Consider the following 16,056-nt stretch of genomic DNA (forward strand, 5'->3'; position numbering starts at 1 on the left):
TTAACCTCTGACATTTGCTTTTAGTTCGTGCTCCAATGTCTGAAGATCCTGATCCAGTTTTCTTCTGTTGTCAGCTCCCTGTTTCTGGATTTGTTTCACTTCATTCAATGTATTGATCAGCATTGATGTTGTTTCTCTTAATGTTTCCACCGATACGATAGTCTGCTCGTTGGCTCTGGCAACATTCACTGAATTCTGGCCAAGACGTTCCGCATTCTTTCTTAAAATCTCTTCTGTAGTAGAAGATACTTTTTGCTGGATTTCAATATTCTGCTGCTGTCTGTACATCGCTACCGCAAGGGAAAGCTGGTTTTTCCAAACCGGAAGTGTAGTGGTAAGAATCGTCTGTGCTTTTTCAGCAATAGAAACGTTGTTGTTCTGTACCAGTCTGATCTGAGGAAGTGACTGCATCATAATCACACGCACCACTTTAAGATCAGCCATTCTCCTGTCCAGTCTTGCAATGAAATCTCTTTTATCTGCAATCTGATAATCCTGGTAAATCTGCGGATTCGCTTCCATCTGAGCAAGCTCGCCTGCCGCTCTTTCCATTCTGATATTACCTGCAATGACAAGCTCTTCAATCTGCTTGATAGAATTCACATTGCTTTCAAAAATAGTCTGAAGTACAGCGTTATCTTTTGTAGAGGTGATAATTCCCGCATTTACTTTATAAGAAATCTGCTCGATATTGTTGATGATCTTATCGTATTTTGCAAAAAGATTTTCCACCTGAGTCATTACCTTTTTCATGAATGGCAATTTGCTCAGGAAGCTTTTCACTTTATTTCCATTAAGCTCTTCTACATCTACATAGTTAAGCTCTACCAAAAGGTCGTTGATAAGCCCACCAACTTCTCCTGAGTTTGATCTTCTTACATTTCCTAAGAAGCTGTCACTCTGGTTGGTTAATGTTTTCTGAAGCTCTGCCCCGAAATTCACGATAGAACCAGGGTTGGTCTCGTCAATAGAGTTCGCAAGAACTTCATATTTCTGACGTTCTTCTGACTGCAGCTGCGTCAGATTTACATTTCCCTCTCTGTCCACAAGAACTGCCGGTGCCGCATTCTGAGCGGGCTGAGCCGGAGTTGGGGGAACCATTGGAGTAGGTTCAAAGGTTTTAAGGGGTTCTATTGATCCCAGCGGATCTATGGGTTGATTTTCCTGATTGTCCATGATTACTTCTGATAAATTGATACAAATTTCTCAAGGCCGTCTCTCTGTCCTGCACCTACAGCCTCAAATTTCCATTCTCCGTTTCTGTTGTAGATTCTTCCGAATTCTACAGCGGTTTCGATTGAGAAATCTTCGTCCAATTCGTATTTTAAGATCTCTTCATTCGTATCTGTATTGAAAATTCTGATGAAAGAATTTCTTACCTGTCCAAAGTTTTGCTTTCTCGAATCTGCTTCGTGAATTGTTACTACTACAGTAATTTCTTTAATTGCATCGTCAATTTTTGTCAGATCAATTTTGATCTGCTCATCGTCACCTGATCCTTCTCCTGTAAGGTTATCGCCTGTGTGGATTACAGATTTGTCCGGAGACTCAAGGTTGTTATAGAAAATAAAGTGATTATCTGAAACTAATTTTTTGTCGTCCCCAAGCAAAAACAAAGACGCATCAAGGTCGAAAGCTGTTCCTGTAGAAGTATTATTGATATCCCATCCTAAACCTACAGTAAATTTAGGTGCGTTAATGTTTTCTCTTTGTCCTTTTTGTAAGTTAATAGCCATAATATAATTCCGTTTGTGTTAAAGTATTGATGTTATTTTCGTATTCTTTTATTAAATGATAATTGTTACTGATCGCAAGCTCCAAAAGCAGATCCATCTGTTCCTTTTTTACTTGAGACGTAAGATAATCAAAATTACTTGATTCCAGGCCTAAAATATATTTTACAATCCTTGTATTGAACTGAAAACTTTCTTTATTCATCACTTCTGCAACATGATTTACATTTTTTACAGCATAGTAGTTGAAAAAGTTTTCAATTTTCGGGTCAAGGTCAAAATTCATCAGTTCCGCATAATACAGGAACATAAAGTCTGCCTCAACATTATATTCATTAAGGATTCTGTTGACTGTATATTCATGACTTCCCGTGATTTTGATATCGTCTATAAAAATACAAAGTTTTCCTCTCAAAAAATCCTTATCGATATAATAAGTATCATTGGCGATCAGATTTTTGCGGTCTTCAAAATTAAGATTCCCGTAATCTGTGATATATGTATGATTACGATTGATTTTCGACAGAATACTTGACTTTTTTCCTTTTTGAAACAGATAAAAATCAAGATGCTTCTTAAAGTAAAAACATAAGAAATTAGAGGCCGTAGGAATCGCCATATAAGGACTTGGAAGCACTACAATCTCTTTATCCGTCTCTAAAAGTGCTTCGTTGCCGGAAATAAATCCGTCGAATAATTCTCTTGCAAATTTTTCAGCATACGACTTATCGCCATACTTGAAATAACTGTATTCCGCAGGTGAGAACGTAAACTCGTCTGCCGAATGAATGTGGTGTAAGCTGTATCTTTTATTCATGTTTATTTTTAGTGTTTAAGTAAATGGGCACTGAAGCCAAAGTTTTTTGCTCCCTGAAAATCTGCCACCGGATTATCTCCGATATGCAGGATTTGATTCATCGCCAAATCCTGATCTTTAATATTATTCTTCACTTCCTGAAAAATAAGCGGATTCGGTTTGGAACAGTTGATTTCATCAGAATAAATATGGAAATCTATGTACTGATCCAGGTTTTCGTGAATCAGGAATTTCCTCATTGTTTTTCCTTTGATAAATCCAGTGTTGCTTAGAATATTTATGGTCTTTCCCTGATTTTTAATATCCTTAAAAAAATCGTGAATATTTTCAAAAATCACCACTGGCTTGTATTCCAGAAACAATTCTTCACTTTTGTTGTAAAATTCATTGAGTTTTTCTTTATTCAATTGTTTTACATCAATATCCAGCGAACCAAGAATCATCAGATAGATCTCAAAAGTATCGATATTACCACCTGTTACTTCATTGATGGTATTGCAAAGATCATCATAATACTTTACGGTTTTCGCAACCTGATCTATAGGCTTATCTACGTTAAAAAACGAGGAGAACAGCTCAACTCTTTTTGCTTTAAATTCAGGATGAGATTTGATTAAAGTGAGCCACAGGTCAAAGGAAAAATGACAGTGGTTATGGATGTCGATATCTGTTTTCAATAGGTTTTAAGTTAAAAGTTTTTATTTAGCTTCTTGAAAAAGATTTAAAATTTTCTAATCATCAAAAAGTGTTCACGATACTATTCTTCCCAAAGATAAAATATTTATCATAAAAGCATTACGTTCAAGATCTGTTTTAAGATATTTTTATGAAATTCTATGAATTTGAGAAACGCACAGAAAGCGGTTTACGAAGTGTTTAATATCCGTTCACAAAAAAATAATTTCAAAAATTCTTTGGAAATCAAAAAAAAATTATAATTTCGCAACCGATTAACAATCAACAATGTCAACAAAAATGATAAATATTATAACGTTAAGCAATCCTGTCAGAGCTGTGTTCTTTGGCAGCACTGAATATTTATCTGAATAGTTCTATAGATCTTTTATACCCAAAAATATATTGAAGACCTGTCTATTCGGATAGGTCTTTTTTGCTGCCCTATTTTCAGACTTTAACAAATCCAAAAACTTCTGTTGTTTGTTAAGATCTCTGAAAATTTTCCTTTGATACGAAATACGAAAAATGTTTTACCGGCTTTATAAGACCGGAGTGTATTTTGTGCTCATTTTTTTTCAGAATCTTTTCCAAACACAGATCTAAAAATCAACAATTAAAATCAAACAAAATGAAATACAACACACGAAATATAGGGATTATAGCACACGTAGATGCAGGAAAAACAACGTTATCAGAAAGGCTTTTGTATTACACAGGACTTATTCATAAAATCGGTAATGTAGATGATGGAAATACCACCATGGATAAAGACATCCAGGAAAGAAACAGAGGAATTACCATTTCATCGGCTGCAGTTTCCACACAATGGAAAAAAGATAACAATGTTTATAATATCAACATTATTGATACGCCGGGACACATTGATTTTGCAGTAGAAGTAGAACGCTCTCTAAGAGTTCTGGACAGTGTAATCGCAGTTTTCTGCGCTTCATCAGGAGTTCAGCCACAGACTGAAAATGTTTGGTTCCAGGCTGAAAAACACGGCACATCCAAAATCTGTTTCATCAATAAAATGGACAGAATCGGGGCGGATTTCTTTGCGGTTCTCAATGAGATAAAAACCAAACTGAATGCTGTTCCATTGACCATTCAGATTCCGATTGGAGCTGAAAACGATTTTGAAGGCGTTATTGATCTTATCAAAATGAAAGCCTTATACTGGACGGATGAAAATGGAGAAACCATTATGGAAAAGGAAATTCCTGCTGTTTCTATGACAGAAGCCCATGAATATAGAGTTAAATTAATGGAAACTCTTGCAGAGAATGACGAGATGTTCTTTGAAATTTTTATGGATACTGAACAGATTGTCACTGTTGAAATGATTTCAGAAGCTATACAAAGAGTCTGCAGATCCGTATCCGCCGTTCCTGTTTTATGTGGTTCAGCCTTTAAAAATAAGGGAATCCAGCCTCTTCTTGATGCTGTCGTAACTTATCTTCCGGCACCGGATCAGCTTGCTGACCTCCAGGGAAGAGATCCTCAAACGGAAGAAACGGTAACAATGGAAAGAAATGAGGAAGCTGCTTTTTCAGGACTTGTTTTCAAAGTGGTGATTGATAAACATATGGGAAGACTGGCTATGCTTCGTGTCTATTCCGGAAAAATCAAATCCGGAGATATGATACTGAATGTAAGAACGGGTGAAAGCTTCAGGATTTCGAGAATTTTACAGATGCAGTCGGATAAAACATTATCAATGGAAGAAGCTAAAGCAGGAGATATTGTTGCTTTGACAGGAATAAAAGATGCCAAGACCGGTGATTCTCTATCTTCTCTAGAAAAGCCGATATTACTGGAAGCCATTACCATTCCGACTCCTGTGATCAGAGTTGCTATCGAGCCGAAAACCAATGGTGATGAGAAGTCTTTCGGTTTGGTATTGGCCAAAATACAGGAAGAAGATCCTTCTTTGGTGGTTGAAAGAGATCCGCAGACCGGAGAGACTTTATTGAGTGGATTGGGAGAACTTCATCTCGAAGTTACCCTAGAGAAAATCCGTCTGAATCATGGTATTGAAATCAATCAGGGGAAACCTAAAGTTTCTTATCGTGAGATCTTAACGGAAACTAAAGTTCACCGAGAAAAGTTTTCCAAACAAAACGGAGGAAGCGGCCAGTTCGCTGATATCACGTTTGAGATTGGCCCGGGAAATGACAATGGATTGGAATTTATCAATATGATCAAAGGTGGAGTTATTCTGACTGAATTTATTCCTTCTGTTGAAAAAGGATTCAGAGAAGCTATGGAGTATGGACCTTTGAACGGATATCCTCTGGAAAACATGAAGATCACCCTTCTTGACGGTTCCTTCCACGCTCAGGATTCTGCAGCATTCGATTTTGAGATTGCAGCAAGAGAAGGATTCAAAACTGCAGCAAAAGGATGTAGCCCTAAGCTGATGGAGCCTGTCATGCAGATAGAAATTCAAAGTATTGAAGAATACACGGGTGCTGTCACAGCAGATATCAACAGAAGAAGAGGAATGATCACTTCTATTGATGAAAAATCCGGAAGAAAGATTTTTGCAGCGGAAGTTCCGTTAGCCTCAACGTTCGGGTACATTTCAGATCTGAGAACATTGACAAGCGGAAGAGCTTCCATCAGTATGAAATTATCACACTATGCTTTAGTGCCTGATTTTATCGCCAATACATTAATAACCTAAACAAGCAAGGACTGTAGATTTTTTCTTACAGTCCTTGTCTTGTTTGTGAATGGTCAATTGTCAATCCGCTGCGCTTGTCAATTTTTTTTTTACTATAAAAATTCACCATCCACTTGCGAAGCAAAATTCACTCATTGACTATGAAATTGTGAATGGTCAATTGTCAATCCGCTGCGCTTGTCAATTTTTTTTTACTATAAAAATTCACTTTTCACTTGCGAAGCAAAATTCACTCATTGACTATGAAATTGTGAATGGTCAATTGTCAATCCGCTGCGCTTGTCAATTTTTTTTTTACTATAAAAATTCACTTTTCACTTGCGAAGCAAAATTCACTCATTGACTATGAAATTGTGAATAGTCAATCGTCAATCCGCTGCGCTTGTCAATTTTTTTTTACTATAAAAATTCACCATTCACTTACGAGGCAAAATTCACTCATTGACCTTCCTATTTTTCCGGCATCACCTTATAAGTAGGATCTTCCTGAATATTAACTTCCACTACTGCTTCTGCATTTTTTAATACTTTTCTGCAATCTTCACTAAGATGACGCAGATATATCGTTTTATTTTGCTGCTTATAACGTTTGGACAATTTGTCCAAAGCATCTATGGCACTCATATCTACAATACGGCTTTCTTTAAAATCTATAACCACCTGATCCGGGTCATTCACAGGATCAAATTTATCTGTAAATGCTGTTACTGAACCGAAAAACAAAGGCCCATATATTTCATAGTATTTCACCCCGTTTTCATCCACATGTTTTCTCGCTCTGATTCTTTTAGCATTATCCCAGGCAAAAACCAATGCTGAAATGATCACTCCAACCAATACTGCTAAAGCAAGGTTGTGTAAAATAACAGTAATCAGTGCTACAGTAACGCCTACAAAAATGTCCGATTTCGGCATTTTATTCACAATCCTGATTGATACCCACTGGAAAGTGCTGATAGCAACCATCATCATCACTCCTACCAGAGCAGCCATAGGAATTCTCTCTATGACAGGTGCACCAACCAGAATAATTATCAAAATAAGCAGTGATGCTACAATTCCTGATAGTCTTGCTCTGGAGCCTGCATTAAGATTTACCAATGTCTGTGCTACCATTGCACAACCACCCATTCCACCAAAAAAGCCGTTGGTAATATTAGCCAATCCCTGAGCGACAGACTCTTTATTGGCACTTCCCTTGGTATTCGTGATTTCATCTACCATCGATAATGTCAGAAGAGATTCAATAAGACCGACTCCGGCCATAATTAAAGCATATGGAAAAATAATCTGTAAAGTTTCCAGAGAAAAAGGGACCTTCGGAATATGAAAATCCGGAAGATTTCCACTGATATGAGCAATATCTGCAACCGTTTTTGTTGGAATATTAAATCCGAGAACTACTGCAAATAAGATGATAATAGCTACCAGAGAGGCAGGAACCACTTTTGTTATTTTTGGAAAAAAATAAACTATGGCAATGGTCTGGGCAGTTAAGCCAGCCATAATGTATAAAGGCATTCCCTGCAGCCAACGTACTCCGCCATTACTGTCTGTGATTTTGAACTGTTCAACCTGTGCCATGAAAATAATAATAGCCAATCCGTTCAGAAATCCGTACATAACAGGTTGCGGAATCAGTCTCACAAATTTTCCAAGTTTAAAAATTCCTACCATCATCTGAAAGATTCCGGCAAGGGCTACAGTGGCAAACAGATATTCTGTTCCATGAGATTGTATCAAAGCAATCAGCACCACGATGGTTGCTCCTGCTCCACCGGAAACCATACCAGGACGTCCTCCTAAAACTGCGGTTACAAGTCCCATCATAAATGCAGCATACAGTCCAGTAAGCGGAGATAAGCCAGCCAGAATAGCAAATGAGAGAGATTCAGGAATCATAGTCATTGCTACCGTAAAGCCAGCCAGCAGTTCGTTCTTATAATTGATTTTCTTCGAAAAGTCGAATAAGCTTATAGTATTTTTCATTGATATGCAAATGTATGGACTGTGTAAATGGTATACAATTTTTTCTTTTTATGATTTTTTCATGATTACAGTTATCACTTTAAACAATTTACATATCGACTTTTATAATATGTTAATTTTACTTAAAATAAACAGATAAAGTATGATTTTTACATTTTTAACTGTTTTTACTTCTTATTTTTGTTTACATTTGAAAACGAATAAGCGATTATTTGGTACTAATTAAAAGATTCGATGCGCAAAAAGCTGTTTATCAACACATCAACAGCCCCAGCTCACAGAATTCTATAAAAACCTTAATAGGTTATATATTATTTTACACAAATGGCAGGAAGAGAGTTTGAAAGAGAAGAAGAAAAGACCCCATTGAAAATAAAGAATATATCCAAATTATATTAAGGTGATCCCTACCCGCCTGTTTTACAATATTTGGTAAGTTACAATGCGTTTCTAAGATAGAGTCTTACGAAAGGTGTTTTTTGATATTTTTCAATCATAATCCATTTTCTTCTTCTCTTTCAAGCTATCATCAGCTATTTAACACCACACGAAATAATACACATCACCTATTTTCGTTTTTTATATATAAGTTTAAACAAAAGAATAATATTCAGTAAAAATGTTATATAAAGAAATCCATATTGGGAAATTTATTAAGGAGAGAGTTGATGAAAACGAAATAACAGTAGAGAGAATATGCAAATTTTTAGGCAAAGATGAGGAAACTGTTGAGATGATGTACGACAGCAGCTCAATGGATACTGATCTTCTTTTAAGATGGAGCAAATTACTGGAATATGATTTTTTCAGACTCTACAGTTCACATTTAATTTTATACGCACCGCCTTCTGCAATTAACAAAAACAGCCAAAAGTCTGAAAAGACGCCTTATTTCAGGAAAAACATTTACACTCAGGAAATCAAAGATTTTATTATGAAAAGGATTATTTCCGGTGAAATGACCCAAAGCGAAGTTATCAAGGAATATTCAATTCCGAAAAGTACGCTTCACAGATGGCTTCAGAAGAGTGATAATGCCAACTGATAAAGAAATAAAACATGCGCCCAAATTACAAAAGAATTTATCAGGATATGCTAAAGATGGAATATCCTGAAAAGCTAAAAGATCCGAAAATCAAAGAACTTCTTGAAAAGCTTCACACCAGTGATGATGTACTTAAGTTCAATGAAAAGCTGTTCAAGCAGTCCAGAGAAAATCAGAAACTGAAAACCTATGACAGGCAGACGATGTTAAAACTGCTTCAGTATCAGAAAAAACATGGCCACTCAACAAGCTATATGTCAAGGAAATATAAAATAAGCCGGACTACGCTTTCAAAATGGAAAGGAATGTTTGAAAAAGAGCTTGAAGATACAATGAAAAGTGCCGGTACATAATCTACCGGCATTTTTTAAAGGTAATAATAAGGAAAAAACCGGGCTGTCGTTTGCCGGAGTCGAACCGGATAACCTTGCCGGAGTAACCGGCTTCGCTATTCCTCCCGTCATTATAGTGCGATGTATTTTTTCCTGACGACACTTCAGATGGTCATATAAAGAAGCTGGAAGTGGAAAGAAGAAAGATGGCAAGCCTGAGATTCCTCCGGCTTTATAGAAAATTACGATACAAAGATCTTTCAACGTCCCACTTCCGACTCCTCATATGATGAAATCAAGGCAATAAGCGAAAAATGCAGTCGTGCTCTAACCAGCTGAGCTACTCTTCCTATATAAACTGTGTTTTTTGTTGTGGAAGAGACGGGACTCGAACCCGTGACCCCGTCGTGATGAGCGAAGTAACATTTTTCTACGGCACTTGTTTGTTTTTATTTTTCTTCTTCAGCAATATATGTTTTGACAATAGGATGAATGCTGCCATTCTCTGAATAATAATTTAAACCGAAACTCCTCCATCCACAAGACCAATAGAGAATCCTTTCTTTCAGGTAAGGAATATCTTTGGTTTCATCATACTTAAAATTTTCATCAAATATATACTTTACCTCATCAATAAGTTGCGGATAAAACATTTGGTCTTCTTCATCAAAGACCTCAATATGGATATTAAGATGGTTACCTATTTCATTTAATAAATAAGTTCTAAAATCCCAACCCATAACAATAATATCGGAAGATCCCATAGAAATAATCGGTTTCCATTTAAGATTCTCATCACTTACAATATATCGGAGACCAGTTAATGGTAAAAGAGCTGGAACATGAGAAAACCATTCTTCAAAAACTTCTATTCTCTTTTCCAAAGATGCAGATTTTATTCCCCATGAATTAAGCCACACCTGGCTCTTCTCATTCACATCGTGCTTCATCCAATTATAAGAACCTTTTATTATTTCCTCAACTTCCTTTTCATCAGCAAGCCAATTATAAAAAAAATCACGTTCTTCAGTAATTAATTCTCCATCATATTCATATTCAACAATTTCTTTTTTATCAATCGCATGAAGAATCTTTAAAAATTCTTTATGCTCAGGAATAAAACTGATCTTATATTTTCTCTCAACCTGATCAATCTGTTCTTCAGAAAGCCCTTGCCATCTGGCTCCGTAAAATCCTTTAGGACAATTTTCATCATCCACAGACCACAGTTTTTCTGTGCGTTCTTTGACCCAGTATAAAAATTCAGTCAGATCACTTGGTATATGCATGGTTATTAAATTTTAAAATAAAAAGAGGCAGGATTCGAAAAGACTTGTACAAGATCACTTTCATGACCTTCTGGAGTCGAACCAAATCAAACCGAAGCAGGTCTTTTCTACGGCACTCTTTTACAAATCAAGGTAATATTTTTCAGAATCTTCCGTGCATTTGCTCTACCAGCTGAGCTACCTCTCCTTTTCGAGGGAGAAGGCAGGATTCGAACCTGCGACACAATGCTTACTCAATCTCGAAGTATGATTCTAAGACGACACTTGATTTTAATTATTCATAGTTATTAGTTTTCTTTCCACAAAATTATATTCTTATTGCGCATTCTATTTACGTAGTATAATTTTTATTTACATATTTGTTCGTTTTGCCTTGAAGCAAAAGAACCAAAAATTCAAGACCTGGAAACTACGGCTAAAAATAACCTACACTCTCTAAAAATTCTAAAACTTGCGCGAATCTAATGTTACTTTTTAGTTTCACTTTCTGTCTCGTGCTTCAAACAGTAGAATTTTCTTAACACCTCCATTTCCTATGTCATATTTCCATAGTTGTCATTGATGGAAATTTCCACTTTTATTGTTATTTTTTCATTGATGTGATTTAAATAAAAGAGGCTAGATTCGAAAAGACTTTTACAAGATCATTTTCATGATCTGTTATGGAGTCGAACCAATATTATACCGAAGTAAGCCTTCTCTACGGCACTCTTTATAGATCAGGGTAAAAGCGGCGGAATCTTTCTATACCATCTATTCTTTGTTTTGAACTACATTCCGTTTACAACAGGAATGGCAGGAATTGAACCTGCGTCTGACGGGGGACTCGAAGTATGATTCCTATACGACACCTGGTTTTAATTTTTCCATTGTTTCTTTCTGTATTGTATTTCTTTCAGTTTCGCTGGAACTTTATATACCTTGCATTTACCACTTCAAAACCGTGTGGGAAACAATATGAACAACCTAAATCATTTCCATACATCAATCTAGAGATCTGTACGCCTGAAATTTTCTTTGGAAAGTCGATTAATCCATATTCATTAAATCCGAATTTCTGTCTTAACGTTTTAGCTTTTTTCATAATTATTGAGTATTAACCTCAATACACTGCTTCTTTTAGATCGGGTTTATAATTATTCATGGTTATTAATTTTCTTTCTACGAAAGTATATTCTTACAGCGCATTCTATTTACGCAGTTATTTTTATTAAAAACCAAGCAATAAATCATAAGAGTAATTGATGTTCAATTGAAAGTTGACGATGAAACTCTTATTAACGGCATTGGTTAGCTACCGGGCAATCTGGTGAAAGACTCTGTCAGTTTGAAATCGAAGGAGGTCTTTCTAACGGCACCAGTATTATTAACACTGCAAAATTATATTGTGAGTACGCAATCTTTTTACGTAGTTTTATTTTTTATTTAAATATTTGTTCGTTTTGCCTTGAAGCAAAAGAACCAAAAGTTCAAGACCTGGAAACTCCGGCTAAAAATAACCTACACGCTCTAAAAATTCTAAAACCTGCTCGAATTTGCTATTACTTCTTCGTTTCGCTTTCTGTGTCGCGCTTCAAACAGTAGAATTTTCTTAACGTTTGTATAGCTTATTTTCTTAACGCCTCCATTTCCTATGTCGCATTTCCATAGGTTTTTATTTTTAAAAGCAGTGCCTGTTACAGCACTACTTTCTGAATCATTTTCACTGCAGACTTTTTGTCTTCCAACGCGTTCAGTACATCGAAAATTTTGTCTGACCAACCCGCAATAAGGTGTACATCATTTTTTCTGATATCAAGCGGCTGTGTACCATAACCTGCAAGGTCAAAAATATACAGTTTTGCATTGGGAGCGATCGCTTTGTATCTGTTCCACAGGTTTTCAAAAGAGTTTCTGTTTCCTGTGCTATCCCACAGCTGGGTATCGGTGAAAAGCATTACTTTATCTACCTGCTCTCTTCTTTTGATAAGGTCTTCGATCACCAGATAGCCGTTGGTGGAATATCCTACTTCACCTTCACGTTTATAGAATGCATCCACATTCCTTAAAATACCATTTTTTGGCATGGGAACTCTTAGCCAACGGTCACCAAAGATACCTGTCACCACATTTTTACATTGCGACTGCAGGATCATAGACATCAGCAAACCGATATCATACAGTAAAATCTTACTTTTACCGGAAACCGCTTTCTGCATGGAACCTGACACGTCGGCAGCGATCACCACTGATGTCTCAAAACCAAAACCTTTGATGTTTCTGGCACTCTCCACAATTGCATTTTCCAATGCTTCCAGTACTGATGAAAGATAAGGAGAATCTATATTTTTTAATTCTCTGTAAGCCGCCAGGAATCGGAATGGGAGCTGTTTTGAATTGGTTACAGCTCTTTCATCGGAAAGGTATCTGCACACTTTGTTCATCGCATCAGACGATACGTTAACTTCCAGAATATTCCTCAGGTTTCTCATGGTTGCCATATAGCCCAGTTTGTTGCTGAAAATTAATTCTTCCCATTTATTTTTGAAAGCCAGTTTTCTTTCTGCATCATTTGCAAATTTTGTCTGACCCAAAACTGAAAGCTCCACTTCCCACGTATAAGGAGTTTCCAGTGTATTGTTGGCAATTTTGTTGAAAACTGCTTGTTGGTTTTCATCCTTAGCTTTCGGGTGAACCAGAAATAATGCATCTTTCAGCGTTACTTCTGCTTTTCTGTTGTATTTGGCAAACTGATATTCATCAAATTTATTGAATGATTTTACCAGTCCTTTCTGAATCTGCTTGGATAGTTTGTTCAGCTTCTTTGTATCGGTTCTTTTATTGGCAAGCTGGTAGTACGCCAGCAATTCTGTGATTTCATCCGCTCTCTGCACGACTCCATCTACTGTTTTGCTTACAAGGTCTGTACCGGAAATCTGCTTTGCCAGTTCAGTTGTCAAAACCAATGGAATAGACCTTAAGTACATATCTTTTCTTGCATATACGGCCAGCTTTGCCACAAATTCAGGATCATTTTTTTTGATCAGAGACTGTATTCTTTCCAATCTGTCATTTCCCTTCTCATAGTTGGCATCTGACAGTCCTGTTGTAACAACAGCACTATACAATTCTTCTGCAGGTGTCATCGCATAGGCTCTGGCACCTTCGTAGTTTGGTACTACTTTAGTTTCTTTTTTTAAAAAATTAAATTTCATGGTTACTGTTTTTATTGTTAACATGGAAAGGATTGATACTTCCTCTCTGATTTCTGATGCAAAGTAAAAACAGTGTTACGCAATCTTTTTGCGCAGAAAATTTTTATTTGATTTTTTTTAATTTTAAAATGATTCTCGCAGATTATGATGCACGATTACGCAGATTTAAGTTTTGGCTAAAGCCGGATGAATAAGGCTATTTATAAGGCGGGCTAAAGCCCACCTCTATTGAATAATGCTAAATAGATTTTTTTCCGCAAATCCCACAGATTTATACAGATGTTTGAGAAATACAACTGCATTCATCATTTATCATTATAAAATCCTTCTATTATTCGTTTTCATTAAAGAAATCATCTGTATTCCATTTTTCACTAAGGCTTTTCTAGCTTTGCTATGATTAAAAATTAAGCTATGATTAAAGGAATATATGAAACCCATGTTCAGGTGAGTAATCTAGAAAATGCAATACAATTTTATACAAAAGTGCTGGGATTGAAACTTGCTCACAGGGATGAAACCAGGCCCATTGCTTTTTTATGGGTTGGAGAAGGGAAAGAATTTATGCTCGGATTATGGGAGCAGAAGGAGAATCTTCAGACCAGACATTTTGCTTTTTCCTGCAGTAAGGAAGATATTTTGGATTATTCTGTAGAGTTTCTTGAAAAAAAGAATTTAAAACCTTACAACTTCCTGAAAAACGGAAGTGCAGAGCCTATGGTATTTGCATGGATGCCTGCACTGGCTGTTTATTTTAATGATCCCGATGGAAACCAGCTTGAGTTTATTTCTGTTCTGGACGGAGAAGGGAGACCGGAATTAGGTGTACTCAGCTATGAAGAATGGATACAGCAGACTGGCCAATAATACAATTTTACAATACAGAGACGTAGGATTTTTATGCTCTGTATTATCAGCAAAATAATCAAATAAACATCAGCAGCATTTAAGCATTGACCAGTTTTTTCACTGCCAGGACATGTTTACAGGGACCTCTCTCACCCTGATATTTACTGAACCATTCGCAGGTACAGCGCGCACGCTCATTTTCAATGATAACTGTGTGATGCACACCGGTTCCTTTTACTCTGGCCTCTGTTCTTGTTTTATGATGATTTAAAATTTCTACTTTTCCGTCTTCAATCAATCTTTCAGCATTTTTTATCCGGGGATTGAGTCCGATAATACGGCTTAATTTAAAAGGAAGCCTGCGATAGAAAAATTCCCTGTCATCAAGATCGTAACCGAGTAATCCCATTGCAGCAAGCCTGCCGGTGCTGTTTTTAACTTTGTCAAAACTGATATTCTCTTCCAGAGCAAGTGTGGCAGGATTAAAGGACTGGTTGGCATAGGCATATTTATCCAAGGCATCAATCCATTCGTCGGGAACATCCGAAATCAGGCTATCTAACACTGCGCCTTCCCCTGAGAAACCTCTCCAGCATTCTCTAGATAAAGAAAAACTGAAACGGATATTCCCCATACTCAGCTGCCATGTTACGGACTGCATATTGGCATGTGCAAATACCTGCATAGAATCAATATAAGGAAGAAGAGGCTCTAAAAGACGAAGCCTGTGAATTCCTCCTATGCAAACAGAATCTGTAGATTGTACCGGAGAAAAGATGGGTTTATTTCCGCGTACAATTAAGTAATAATCTGACTTTACCACTCCTTTCGGCATTCCTCTAAACAATTGCTGCGTCTGGATTCTATTGAAGGTGTAGCGTTTCACTGATTCTGATAAATAGACCTGAACAGTCCCCAATCCTTTGATCCATTTTACAGGCAATGGAACTTTTCTTTCTATTATTTTATTATCTTCCTGATAAAGCCCAACTTCTTTTTGCCCTACAGAAAGCATAATTTTTCCATTCGGACGGATACTTCCCAAAGCATTTATCATAGGCTGATTGAAATCCACATTTGTTGTTCCGTTTTCAAGAAACTCTCCATCCAATCCATCAGGCAGTACATCTACTCTTGCATATACTCCTGCACAATGAGAAAAGCCTTCAAATCGTATTCTCCCATTTCCTGCTGTCACTATAGGATCTTTAAGGTGTGCCATCTGAAGCGGCGACAGATTAAAACTGGATTTCACAATGTTGGAAAGTGTGATCAGACATCGGGCCAAAATAAAGGGCTGCCCTACATTTCCCCAAAAGAAACAGGGGGCATCAGTATTTTTATATACCTCATTGTATTTGGCAAGGAACAGCTCTTCAAGCGCACCTGTCCTAACTAAAGAGGATGCTCCTGAATAGTTGTAAATAAGCGCATCTTCCAT

13 protein-coding genes are annotated in these 16,056 nt (G+C 36.7%); 4 read left to right on the plus strand and 9 right to left on the minus strand.

Annotation, left to right across the window (positions count from 1 at the left end):
* Genes DEU40_RS09200 through DEU40_RS09215 form a run of 4 tightly spaced genes read right to left on the minus strand, consistent with a single transcriptional unit; the run spans window position 1 to window position 3,227 of the window.
* Window positions 1-1,176: a toxic anion resistance protein gene (locus tag DEU40_RS09200; protein ID WP_171006279.1), complete on the minus strand. Its 1,176-nt coding sequence runs from the start codon at window positions 1,174-1,176 to the stop codon at window positions 1-3.
* A 2-nt stretch (window positions 1,177-1,178) separates the two neighbouring features.
* On the minus strand, window positions 1,179-1,736 hold the full coding sequence (locus DEU40_RS09205) for a TerD family protein (protein WP_047428250.1): 558 nt from the start codon (window positions 1,734-1,736) through the stop codon (window positions 1,179-1,181).
* A complete protein-coding gene (locus tag DEU40_RS09210; RefSeq protein ID WP_110009576.1) occupies window positions 1,726-2,550 on the minus strand; it encodes a phosphoribosyltransferase family protein in 825 nt (274 codons plus the stop codon). The genes DEU40_RS09205 and DEU40_RS09210 overlap by 11 nt, the downstream gene beginning before the upstream one ends.
* Window positions 2,551-2,558: 8 nt before the next feature.
* The gene (locus DEU40_RS09215; protein WP_110009577.1) at window positions 2,559-3,227 is read right to left on the minus strand and encodes an HAD family hydrolase; all 669 of its coding nucleotides are present in this window, start codon (window positions 3,225-3,227) and stop codon (window positions 2,559-2,561) included.
* A gap of 629 nt (window positions 3,228-3,856) precedes the next feature.
* Between DEU40_RS09215 and fusA the strand changes: the two genes are divergently transcribed.
* Complete coding sequence (gene fusA / locus DEU40_RS09220) at window positions 3,857-5,917, plus strand: elongation factor G (protein ID WP_110009653.1); 2,061 nt, start codon at window positions 3,857-3,859, stop codon at window positions 5,915-5,917.
* A 450-nt stretch (window positions 5,918-6,367) separates the two neighbouring features.
* Here the strand turns inward: fusA and DEU40_RS09225 are convergent, their stop codons facing one another.
* Window positions 6,368-7,906, minus strand: coding sequence for a SulP family inorganic anion transporter (locus tag DEU40_RS09225; RefSeq protein ID WP_110009578.1), 1,539 nt, complete (start codon window positions 7,904-7,906; stop codon window positions 6,368-6,370).
* Window positions 7,907-8,525: 619 nt separating this feature from the next.
* Here DEU40_RS09225 and DEU40_RS09230 point away from each other — a divergent pair.
* Both DEU40_RS09230 and DEU40_RS09235 read left to right on the plus strand, forming a co-directional pair.
* Window positions 8,526-8,951, plus strand: coding sequence for a transposase (locus tag DEU40_RS09230; protein WP_110009579.1), 426 nt, complete (start codon window positions 8,526-8,528; stop codon window positions 8,949-8,951).
* A gap of 14 nt (window positions 8,952-8,965) precedes the next feature.
* On the plus strand, window positions 8,966-9,304 hold the full coding sequence (locus DEU40_RS09235) for a hypothetical protein (RefSeq protein WP_110009580.1): 339 nt from the start codon (window positions 8,966-8,968) through the stop codon (window positions 9,302-9,304).
* A gap of 428 nt (window positions 9,305-9,732) precedes the next feature.
* On the opposite strand, the gene DEU40_RS09240 is transcribed toward DEU40_RS09235, so the two are convergent.
* The 3 genes from DEU40_RS09240 to DEU40_RS09250 all read right to left on the minus strand — a co-directional run bounded on the left by DEU40_RS09240 (window position 9,733) and on the right by DEU40_RS09250 (window position 13,766).
* On the minus strand, window positions 9,733-10,572 hold the full coding sequence (locus DEU40_RS09240; protein ID WP_110009581.1) for a hypothetical protein: 840 nt from the start codon (window positions 10,570-10,572) through the stop codon (window positions 9,733-9,735).
* 895 nt (window positions 10,573-11,467) lie between these two features.
* A complete protein-coding gene (locus tag DEU40_RS09245; RefSeq protein WP_110009582.1) occupies window positions 11,468-11,656 on the minus strand; it encodes a phosphate ABC transporter substrate-binding protein in 189 nt (62 codons plus the stop codon).
* A 592-nt stretch (window positions 11,657-12,248) separates the two neighbouring features.
* A complete protein-coding gene (locus DEU40_RS09250; protein ID WP_110009654.1) occupies window positions 12,249-13,766 on the minus strand; it encodes a TROVE domain-containing protein in 1,518 nt (505 codons plus the stop codon).
* Window positions 13,767-14,180: 414 nt separating this feature from the next.
* On the opposite strand from DEU40_RS09250, the gene DEU40_RS09255 reads away from it, so the two are divergent.
* Window positions 14,181-14,633: a VOC family protein gene (locus DEU40_RS09255; protein WP_110009583.1), complete on the plus strand. Its 453-nt coding sequence runs from the start codon at window positions 14,181-14,183 to the stop codon at window positions 14,631-14,633.
* A 79-nt stretch (window positions 14,634-14,712) separates the two neighbouring features.
* On the opposite strand, the gene DEU40_RS09260 is transcribed toward DEU40_RS09255, so the two are convergent.
* On the minus strand, window positions 14,713-16,056 hold the full coding sequence (locus DEU40_RS09260; RefSeq protein ID WP_110009584.1) for an SWIM zinc finger family protein: 1,344 nt from the start codon (window positions 16,054-16,056) through the stop codon (window positions 14,713-14,715).

The organism is Chryseobacterium sp. AG844, from assembly GCF_003182335.1.
Taxonomy (GTDB): Bacteria; Bacteroidota; Bacteroidia; order Flavobacteriales; family Weeksellaceae; genus Chryseobacterium; species Chryseobacterium cupriresistens.